At 60.9% G+C, this 9,637-nt stretch carries 5 protein-coding genes; 2 read left to right on the top strand and 3 right to left on the bottom strand.

All coding sequences use genetic code 11. From position 1 onward, the window contains the following. Both U9R25_16055 and U9R25_16050 read right to left on the bottom strand, forming a co-directional pair. The coding region (locus U9R25_16055; protein MEA3337413.1) for a S8 family serine peptidase at positions 1-3,048 on the bottom strand (3,048 nt) is incomplete at its 3' end. A gap of 262 nt (positions 3,049-3,310) precedes the next feature. Beyond that, positions 3,311-6,298, bottom strand: a complete 2,988-nt coding sequence (locus U9R25_16050; protein MEA3337412.1) for a M14 family zinc carboxypeptidase — start codon at positions 6,296-6,298, stop codon at positions 3,311-3,313. A 284-nt stretch (positions 6,299-6,582) separates the two neighbouring features. Between U9R25_16050 and U9R25_16045 the strand changes: the two genes are divergently transcribed. Together U9R25_16045 and U9R25_16040 are read left to right on the top strand one after the other, a co-directional pair. Then, positions 6,583-6,834 (top strand): type II toxin-antitoxin system Phd/YefM family antitoxin, encoded by a 252-nt coding sequence (locus U9R25_16045; GenBank protein MEA3337411.1) that lies wholly within the window; start codon positions 6,583-6,585, stop codon positions 6,832-6,834. Next, on the top strand, positions 6,831-7,244 hold the full coding sequence (locus U9R25_16040) for a type II toxin-antitoxin system VapC family toxin (GenBank protein ID MEA3337410.1): 414 nt from the start codon (positions 6,831-6,833) through the stop codon (positions 7,242-7,244). Before U9R25_16045 ends, U9R25_16040 begins: the two co-directional genes overlap by 4 nt. 193 nt (positions 7,245-7,437) lie before the next feature. Here the strand turns inward: U9R25_16040 and U9R25_16035 are convergent, their stop codons facing one another. After that, positions 7,438-9,564: a thioredoxin domain-containing protein gene (locus tag U9R25_16035; protein MEA3337409.1), complete on the bottom strand. Its 2,127-nt coding sequence runs from the start codon at positions 9,562-9,564 to the stop codon at positions 7,438-7,440. Positions 9,565-9,637: the final 73 nt, after the last annotated feature.

Below are 9,637 nucleotides of genomic sequence, written 5' to 3'. Positions count from 1 at the left end.
CAGTTCCGCCTCCAGTTGCGTCCAGGTCGCACCTCCGTTGGTGGAGATCTCCAACAGACCACCGTCGAAGCAACCACTGAAACTATCCTCGATCTCCTGGTAGTTCCAGAACTTGAGACTCAACGGCAACTGGCCAACGGGCAGCGCAACGGCCGGAGAGATCAGGTATTGGTCGGAAACAAAGCCGACGTCATCGGCGTGATAGACGGAGCTGCCGCTGACCGGCCCGCTGGGGGCAACACCCCCGCCAACTCCCCAGGTGCTGGCAGTGCCACCGGTGGTCCAGCCGACTGCACCACTCTCGAAGTCATCGAAGAACACCTGGTAGGGTGTGGTGCCAGGACCACAGTCGCCCGGGGCAGCCAGGGTGGTGAAGCTCCAGGTGACCGAGGTATTATTGCCACAGGCGTTGTCGGCAGTCACCCGCCAGAAGTACGTCACACTGGTATTGAGGGAGGCGCCGCTGTAGCTGGTGCCGGGCACCGTGGCAGAGTCGACGATATTGTTGAAGGCGTTGTCGGTGGCGATCTCGATCAGGGTGCTGGTCGCTCCCACGTCGGACCATGTGAAGGCAGGCGTGGTGCTGACGTTGAACGCACCGTCGGGTGGCGTCAGCAGATCTGGTGCCGCCGGCGCCGCGTCGAAGATCTCCAGCCCGACGATGACCGTGTGGGTGCTGGTTGGAGCGATACCCGCCACGGCGATGCTGTAGCTGCCCGGGGTGGCCGCAGCGGTGTCGCTGATGGTGAGCTGGCTCATGCCGGGGGGAATCACCGGGTTGGTATCGAAGGTAGCCGTGGTGCCGACCGGTTCGCCGCTGGTGCTCAAGGTCACCGGGTCGTCGTAGCCAAGAATCTGCCCCACTTCGATGTCGTAGACGGCATCGTCAGGGGTGCAGATCGCGGCGGACGCGGGGGTTGCATCCAGGGTGAAGTCCCGGAAAAGGGCACAGTTATTGCACACCAGGGCAAAGCTCTGGTCGGTGGGGTCGCCGTTGTAGAGGATCGCGTCGCCGGCGATATTGACCGCATCCACCGTGATGTCGATGTCACCGCCGGGGCTCTCGACGTAGACATTCTCCAGGTTGTTGATGCTGTCGGCTGCGCCGCCGGTCTGCGACCAGCCGCCGCTGAAGACGTTGCCCAGGTAGGTGTTGCCGCCGTTCTCCACCGTCAGATCCAGGTTATTGACCAGGGCGGGGTTGGCGCCGACCGCGCCGGGCGCGTCGGCCCAGACCAACGTCACCTTGAGCGGCTGGCCAGGATCGATTACGCCCAGGGAGAGCTGCCAGGATTCGCCGCTGTTGGCGAAATCTACGGGCAGGTCCCAGTAGAGGGTCGGCACCGCCGGGCTGATGATGTTGGTGCTGTTGATGCGGCCCCAGCCTTCATGAATGTTGGGAATATCAGGGGTGCCCATGTCCACCGCGCCGTTGACCACAAGGGCCTTGGCCATGGCCGAACTGGGGTCGTTGCCGCCCTGGGTGTCCCGCCACCACTCGGTAGCCAACACGATGGTGCCGGAGGTCTGAGGCGCGGCCATGCTGGTGCCGGAGCAGAGGGAGTAAAGCCCATTGGTACCGGCAATGGTGCTGGTGCACTGGCTGGCCGTTCCGAGGCGCCGCGTGGAGGCGATGTCATCGCCTGGTGCGGCAATGGTGGGAACCCAGCGACCGTCCACGGCCGGGCCGCGGCTGCTGAAGCCTGCGATCGTATCGATGTTTCCAGCCCGGTAGTTGAGGCTGGCCGCGGTGACGATCAGGTTTTTGCCCTCCTTGGGTGAGGTCAGGCCACTGAAGCCGGAGTTGCCGGCCGAGAAGACCTCGATGAAGGGCTCGGCTACGGAGGTTGTGTCGAAGTTGCCGTCCAGCACCATGATGTCATGGGTGCGCTCGGAGGCCTGGTAGCCGTGCTGGGTGCCCTCGCCGGTGGTCCAGGAGTTGTTGCCGCCGATGGCACCGCCCAGAACCGCCCGCTTGCTGTGCTCCTGCCAGCCACCGGTCGGGGGCCAGGCGGAGGCGGACAGGGAGTTCATGGCGAAGATCTCGTAGCCGGGGGCGATGCCCACGCCGTAGAGGAAGCCGTCGGGGTCAGTGGTATTGCCCACGCCATCGCCTGCACCGGTGCCACCGATGATGCCGGTCACGTGGGTGCCGTGGCCGCCGTTGGGGCAATCGTCGCCAGCATCGGGGCTTGCACATGCGCCGGGGAAGCTATAGCCGCCGGCGATATGCGTATTGAGATCAGGGTGGGCGTAGTCCACGCCGGTGTCCACGGTGGCCCAGCGCACGCCTGTGCCATCGTAGCCCAGGTTGGCCAGGTGAGCGTAGTAGCCCAGTTGGGGCACGCCGCCCACCGTGTTTCCAGCCACGATCTGGGTCGCCATCTCGTCGTCCAGCACAGGCTCGGGATGAGAGTAACCGAACCAGAGCACACTGCCGATGGTGGCAATGCTGTCAAAGGAGTTGGCATCCATCTCGACAATGGCATCGAAGAAGGCCTTGTCTGGCTGGGCCGGGTAGACCTGCACGATATTGCCCCCCAACGCCTCGATGGCCGCCAGTGTTTCGTCGATCTTGCCGTCGTTGTAGAAGAGGATATCGACATTCTGAACAATGCCTTCGCGGCCCGTCAAGTCGCTGTTGACCTTGTAGACGGGATGGAAGGAGCCGGTCCAGCGAACGAAGTCGAACTGGCTGGCAGCACGGGTAGCTGCAGCATCGGCCCAGACCAGGTAGGTATAGTGGGGATAATATTGCAGGATTGTCAGGCCGCTGGCTTCCAACTCGACCAACCAGGCGTCCTCTGTGGGGCCGTAGAATTGGACCAGGCGGAAGCCGGAGTCGGTAGCCTCGAAGCGCTGCTCATTGCTAAGCTTGGGTTCACCCTCCAGGATGGGATCGAAGGCGAAGTTGGGCACCCGCACCTGGATGCCCCCATCGGTTTGGACGGGGCTGGCGTCCGCTGTGGTAGCAGCAGGCAGGATTGGCAAGACCAAAGCTATGGTGAGCATGGCTGCCAGGAAAAGGACGGGGAGTCGACGATTCATCTCGGTTGTGCCTCCTGTGATTTCTAGCTGGGCTGATGTTGAAACAGGGAACGAGCTTTGAGCGGGGCGCTCAAAGCGTGCAGATTATAGCACTATGCAATCGATGTGCAAAATAGTTATCGCGTTTCCCGGCTATTCTGAATAGGGCATTGTTGACCCACCCCCCGGCCCCCTCCCAGATTGGGAGGGGGAGATGTCAAACTTGCAGAGAAGCGTCAGGGTTTTGACGAAAACATCGACTCCATGGCTCGGGGAGGGGTCATCAATCAATACAGATCGTGTTCCACCAGTTGGCGACGGCCTGGATGTCGTCGACGTCGACGGTGCCACTGCCATTGAAATCATAAATGGGATGGGGGCTGCCCCAGAAACCGGCAACCAACTGTATGTCGGCTATGTCGACATGGCCAGAGGAGTCGACATCATACGCGCAGGGTACTTCGCAGGCCTGCACCACCACATCGTCGACGTGCCAGCCCTCTCGACCCACTGAGCTATCGGTAGCCAGTCGCCAGCGGAACTGAACCGTCTCACCGGCGAAGGCGTCGATATCGACGATACTGTTCAGCCAATCCTGGGGATCACCACACCAGGCATTCTGCCCGCCCAGCGGGTTGCCGGAACCGCTGTAAATCGGCCCGTCGTAGAGATCGGTCAATAATTCGCTTTCCAGGCGGATCCACGTGGCGCCGCCGTCGCTGCTGACCTCGATAACACCGCCGTCATAACAGCCACCTGAACGATCCTCCATCTCCTGGTAGTTCCAGAACTTGAGGCTCAAGGGCGACTGCCCTACCGGCAGCGAAACGGCCGGCGAGACCAGGTATTGATCGCTGATGGAAGTAACATCGTCACCATGGAAGGCGTAGCTGCCTGTGTGGGGCCGGGCGGTACTCAGCGCCCATGTGTTGCCACTGCCTCCCGAAGTCCAGCCAGTCCCGCCTGCTTCGAAGCCTTCGCTGAGAAGTAAACTGGCCACCGAGCCAGGGCCGCAGTCGCCGGGCGCGGCAACGGTGATGAAGTTGTACACCGGCGAGTAAGTGCCCGGGCCACAGGTGTTGTCGGCCCAGACCCGCCAGAAGTACCGGGTGCCGGTGTTGAGAGCAACGGCCGGCGTGTAGCTGGTGTTGCTCAGCCCCGATGCGGAGTCGACCACCATGTTGAATGCACTATCGGTGGCGATCTCGATACTGTAGGTGGCTGCTTGCGCGACGGGATTCCAGGTGAAGGCCGGTGTAACGCTCACGTTGACCGCACCGTCGGCCGGGCTGATCAGGGTCGGGACGCCGGGGGATCCGTCATACAGGTCAAGATGGAGGGTGGTGGTCTGCGTTGCGCTGGCGGACACGCCGGTCACGTCGATGGCGTAGCTGCCCGGGGCGGCACTGCCCGTGTTGCCAATGGTCAGGATGCTGCTGCCTGGCGGTGAAACCGGATTGACCGAAAAATCGGCTGTTGTGCCGGCCGGGTTACCAGAAGCGCTTAGCGTGACCGGATCGGAGCCTCCCACATTCAGAGTGAAGCTGGCATCGGCCGGACTGCACACAGCCTGAGTGGTCGGGTTGGCACTGAACAGCTTGACCTCGACAAATGCCGCGCTTACTGGTCCCCAGTTAGCGGCGGAATCCTGGCCTCGCACGAAGATGATGTGGCGGCCAGGGGTCAGGCCAGTGGTATCCAGATCAGTGGTTACATCTTCGACCGTGCTGTTGAAACTGCCGTCGACCGCGGTCATAGGATACCCGGTCGCGCTCGGTTCCCAGGGAGGCACATCGACGTAGTATTGGGCGGCCACGATGTTCTGGGTGGGCTCTGTGCCGTTGCCATTGTTGAAGCGGGTATCGTCGATGGTAGCGGTCAGAGTTGCCGCTTCTCCGATGTAGATGGTACCAGGCGACGGGGTGACATTCAGCGCGTCGGGGCCTGCCGGTGTCAGGTAGGGCGTGCGAGCAACCCTGGCAGCGTAGAGCAGGGCCGGCAGGTTGTCGGGCAGGATGGTGTTCTCGAAGGCGGAACAGCTCTGGAAGAAGGCAGTGCCCAGCTCAAAGGTGTAGGAGGGAACGCCCAGATCGCCGTAGCCGAAATCGTCGGTGGTGCCGTCGGTGGGATAGAGGCCAATGGCCTGTTCGGGATAGTAGCCATTGAAGTAAGCAAAGCGGCGTCCCAGCGTCTGCAGGGCTGTGCCATTGGGCGCCACGGTACTGGTGAATCCCCAGGGCCAGAGCACCAGTTCGCTGTAGCTGTGGATGTCCAGATAGACCCCTGTGGCATCGTCCGGCGCGGGATCGTTGAGGGGATCACCCCGTTGATCGGGGAAGATGCTGCGCATGTAGGTCTGGATGGCCTGCGTTTCCGGTTCGGAGGCCGAACTGGGGCCGCGATAGGTTAAATCGCATTGGCTGCCGCTGGAGCCACCACAACAACCCCACTGGAACTCGAAGTTGCGATTGAGGTCAGCGCCGCGGTTGTTGCTGGTGGGGCTGCAGTAATTCTGGTTGGTATTTTTGCGCCAGGATTGGGCAGCTTCTGCGTGCTTTCGCCCATCGGGGTTGGCCTGCAGCATCAGGTGGATCTCGTGGTAGTCCAGCACCCAGGTCACATCGGGGTCGATGTTGTAATTGGCGACCAGGTATTCGGCGAAGCGGGTATTCAACTCGGCCGGGGTGTACTCCCGGGCATGGATGGATGTGGTGATGAAAAGTTTGGGCTTGGGGCCGGGAACATTGGCGTTGCTGAGCTTCAGTACCATCATGTCGTAGCCGTCCAGGCCGCCAGGCTCGCTCTTTTCCCACGAGTCGCCTGCGTCGATCCAGGAGGCCAGATCAGGATAGGCCGCGACGATACTCTGGGCGGTGGCGAAGGTCTCCTCCACGGTGCGATAGCAGGGATAGCCGGGGATGCCGCTCAGCTGTTCAGGGTGTACGGGCGGTCTTCTGTTAAAAGCCGCTGTCTCCTTGATATCCAATTCGACGCGCCAGCCCAGGGATTGCAGCACGGCATGGTCGAAGCGGTCGACGCCAACCAGGACGTATTGCTCTTTTTTGTTGTTGTACTCGAACAGATCGAAGCTGGAGAGCTGGGTCAGATCAGCCGGGTCGTCGTAATAGACCCTCACCACGAACCGTTCGGGGGTGTCCTCTGGCAGGGTTTGCGTGGTTTGTCGGGCATAGCCGGCTGTGGGTAGCAGCGCTATGGTGATGGCAACCAGGATTACCAGGGTGGTCAGGCGCAGCCAGTACGGGGTCTTCATCGCGATACCTCCAGGGGTTTCAAACCGGTTGAAATGCATGGATCCAAACAGGGTACATTTTACACCGGCTGATCGGATTGGTGCAAGCGGTCAGCTTCCAGAAGACGGCGGATGGCGGACCACGGACGGCAGACGACAGACGACAGACGGCTTCCAGAAGACAGCCATCAGTGGTCAGTGGTCGGCGGTCAGAAGACGACGGTCGATCTGTCAGGCTGGTTTGTCCTTTCCCGTCAAAGTCTACATAATTGTCTAGGGATTCTGTCTAGAAAGAGAGGTGTCAAATGCAAGTTTCAATTACTGATATGCACAATCGTCTTTCCTACTGGTTGAAAAAGATCCCCGAGCGACCCGTGACTATCACGCGTCGGGGTAAGCCTGTCGGTGTTCTTGTCTCTCCTGAGGAATACGAACGCCTGCGCCAGGTACAGGCCTATCTGGAGATGCTGCGGATTTCCCGTTCGCTAGAGGGGAGTGATCTCGCTGCCAAGGAGTTGTACGAGGCATCCAGAGAGGAGCTGGAGTCACGACAATGATTGTCGATGCCAGTGTCATTCTCAGCGCCTTCTTACCTGACAAGGATCAGGCGCAAGCGCAGGGCCTGGTCCGTGACCACGTGGTCAGGCATGTGGCGTTGGTTGCGCCTACCTTGCTGCTCAACGAAGTGACCAATGCAGTCGTTCAGGCACGGCGACAAGGACGCCTCAGCGATATGCAGGCGAGGGATGTTCTTATCGCAATTGAGGGCCTGGGGATCGCCTTGAGGCCGGTGACCTGGCAGCAGATTCTGCCTTTTGCACAACGCTTTGATCGTTCTGCCTATGACGCGGCCTATCTTGCTCTCGCTGAGATGACTGGGGAACCTCTGATCACTGGTGACCGCCGGCTTTACAATGCAGTTCATGAGTATCTGGATTGGGTAGTGTGGATTGGAGACTATCAATAACAGCCTCCCTTGTGCAATGCCGGTGTTCACAACAGCGCCGTATCGTATCCGTAGGCTCCCCATTGGCGGCGCTGTCGTCGACGCGCCCTGACCGAGTGACTGCAAATATCTCTTTGCCGCGATGAACTGCACGGGCCCTGGCACAGGTTGTAGCGCGGGGTCCTTCTATATTGGCGTGCTCAGCCAGCCTTCCTCACGCTTCCAACTGGCGGGCCAGGGCGTCGGGATCGGTCACCGGCAGCTGGCAGGCGAAATTCTCACAGACATAGGCGGTAGGTTTGCCGCCGATCTGAACCCGATCGGCCAACAGGGGCACTGTCTCAGCCCATTCGGCTGCTGCCTGCTCTGTTGGCGCCAGGACCACCACCACATTGGGAAGGAAAGGTTCCCGCACTTCTCGCAACAACATCTGCGTAACCTGATTAGCTGGATCTCCGATGATGGCAACCTCTTGCGGCCTGGCCAGGTAACGTTCAAGAGCACCCAGCAGGTGCCCGAACCCCAGCGGTTGCCGGGCCATGGCTTCCCGCAGTTGCAGCAGGATAGTCTCGGCGTATTTCGGGTAGCGGTCGTCGCCCGTCAACACGGCAAGGCGCTGCAACACGTCGGCCGCCACCGAGTTGCCCGAGGGAGTGGCGTTATCCACGAAGTCTTTTGGCCGGGCCACCAGCGCCTCATGATCATAGCTGGTCTGGTAGAAACCGCCATCTTGCTCGTCCCAGAAGAGCTCGATCATGGTGTCGGCCAGATCACGGGCAGCCTGCAGCCAGCGCAGATCGAAGCTGAGCTGGTAGAGCTCCACCAGCCCGTCGACCAGGTTGGCGTAATCCTCCAGGTAGGCGTTGAACCTGGCCTGCGCTTCGCCTCCCGTCAAGGAGCCCGGTGCCCAGCTTCGCAGCAGCCTGCCATCCCCGGTAAGCAGTTCCCGCAAGAGAAACTCGGCGTTGGCTTCGGCGATCTGCCGGTAGTCCTCCCGGCCCAACACGCGGGCGGCATAAGCGAAGGCCCGCAGCATCAGCCCGTTCCAGGCGGTCAGCACCTTGTCGTCGCGCGCCGGTTTGATCCGTTTCTCTCTGGCCTCGAACAGCCTGGCCCTGCTACGGGCAAGGACCGTCCGCAGGTGTTCGGGTGAAACGCCAGAGCGTCGGGCTACGGTTTCCAGGTCGTGGTCTACATGGAGGATATTTTTTCCCTCGAAGCCTGCACTGAGCGTAGTCGAAGTGTTGCCCCTGGCCGTCACATCGTAATACGCCGCCGCCAGGCGCGCATCCTCAACCCCCAGGAGTTCCTGCAGCTCCGAGAGCTTCCATAGGAAGAACTTACCCTCCTCACCTTCGCTGTCTGCGTCCTGGGTGGAGTAGAACCCGCCGCTCGGGTCGGTCATCTCCCGCGCGACGTAGTCCAGGCTCTGCTCCGCCACCCGACGAAATTCGGGATCGCCGGTTACCTGCCAGGCCTCAAGGTAGATCCGGGCCAGCTGCGAGTTGTCATAGAGCATCTTCTCGAAATGGGGAACCAGCCAGAGAGTGTCCACCGAATAGCGATGGAAACCGCCGCCCAGTTGGTCATACATCCCTCCCCGCGCCATCTTGCGCAGGGTGTGCACTGTCATCTGTAAGGCCTGCCCGTTGCCCGCCCGCTGGTGGTAGCGCAGCAGGAAAAAAAGAGTCATGGGTTGGGGAAACTTGGGCGCGTTGCCGAATCCCCCCTCGATGCTGTCGTAGGTTTGTATCAGGCCCTGAAATGCCCGCTCGGCGATCATAGCGTCAAGGGACCCCTCAGTTGATCCGACGAAGGCTGTGCGCTGCAGGGAATCCCGAAGCTTGCCGGCGCTTTCTTCGATCTTATCCCGCCTGTTACGATAGGCATCGGAGATGGCCGTTATCACCTGCTGGAAGCTGGGCATGCCGTGGCGGGGCGTGGGCGGAAAGTAGGTGCCGCCGTAAAAGGGAGAGCCATCGGGAGTCAGCCAGACACTCATGGGCCAGCCTCCCTGGCCGGTCATGGACTGCACCGCCTGCATGTAGATGGCGTCCAGGTCGGGGCGCTCCTCCCGGTCCACCTTGATGTTGATAAAAAGGTCGTTCATCATGGCGGCGGTTTTCTCATCCTCGAAGGATTCCCGCTCCATGACGTGGCACCAGTGGCAGGCGGAGTAGCCCACACTGAGGAAGATGGGCTTGTTTTCGCTTCTTGCCCTCTCCAGCGCCTCCTCGCCCCAGGGAAACCAGTCGACCGGGTTGTGGGCGTGCTGGCGCAGGTAAGGGCTGGTTTCGTTGATCAGGCGGTTTGTCTGTTTTTGGGTGTCTGGTGTGCTCAAGATAGGCTCCATGGAAACGGGAAGTGGGGATTTTGAGTACGAACTTCATCAAAATATATCGTATTATAGCATA

Source organism: Chloroflexota bacterium (assembly GCA_034717495.1).
GTDB lineage: Bacteria > Chloroflexota > Anaerolineae > JAAEKA01 > JAAEKA01 > JAYELL01.
This window is presented reverse-complemented; position numbering and strand designations above follow the sequence as displayed.

Coding starts and splice junctions, on each gene's coding strand:
- U9R25_16050 (MEA3337412.1), bottom strand. CDS start 6,298: ATGAAGACCCCGTACTGGCTGCGCCTGACCACCCTGGTAATCCTGGTT.
- U9R25_16045 (MEA3337411.1), top strand. CDS start 6,583: ATGCAAGTTTCAATTACTGATATGCACAATCGTCTTTCCTACTGGTTG.
- U9R25_16040 (MEA3337410.1), top strand. CDS start 6,831: ATGATTGTCGATGCCAGTGTCATTCTCAGCGCCTTCTTACCTGACAAG.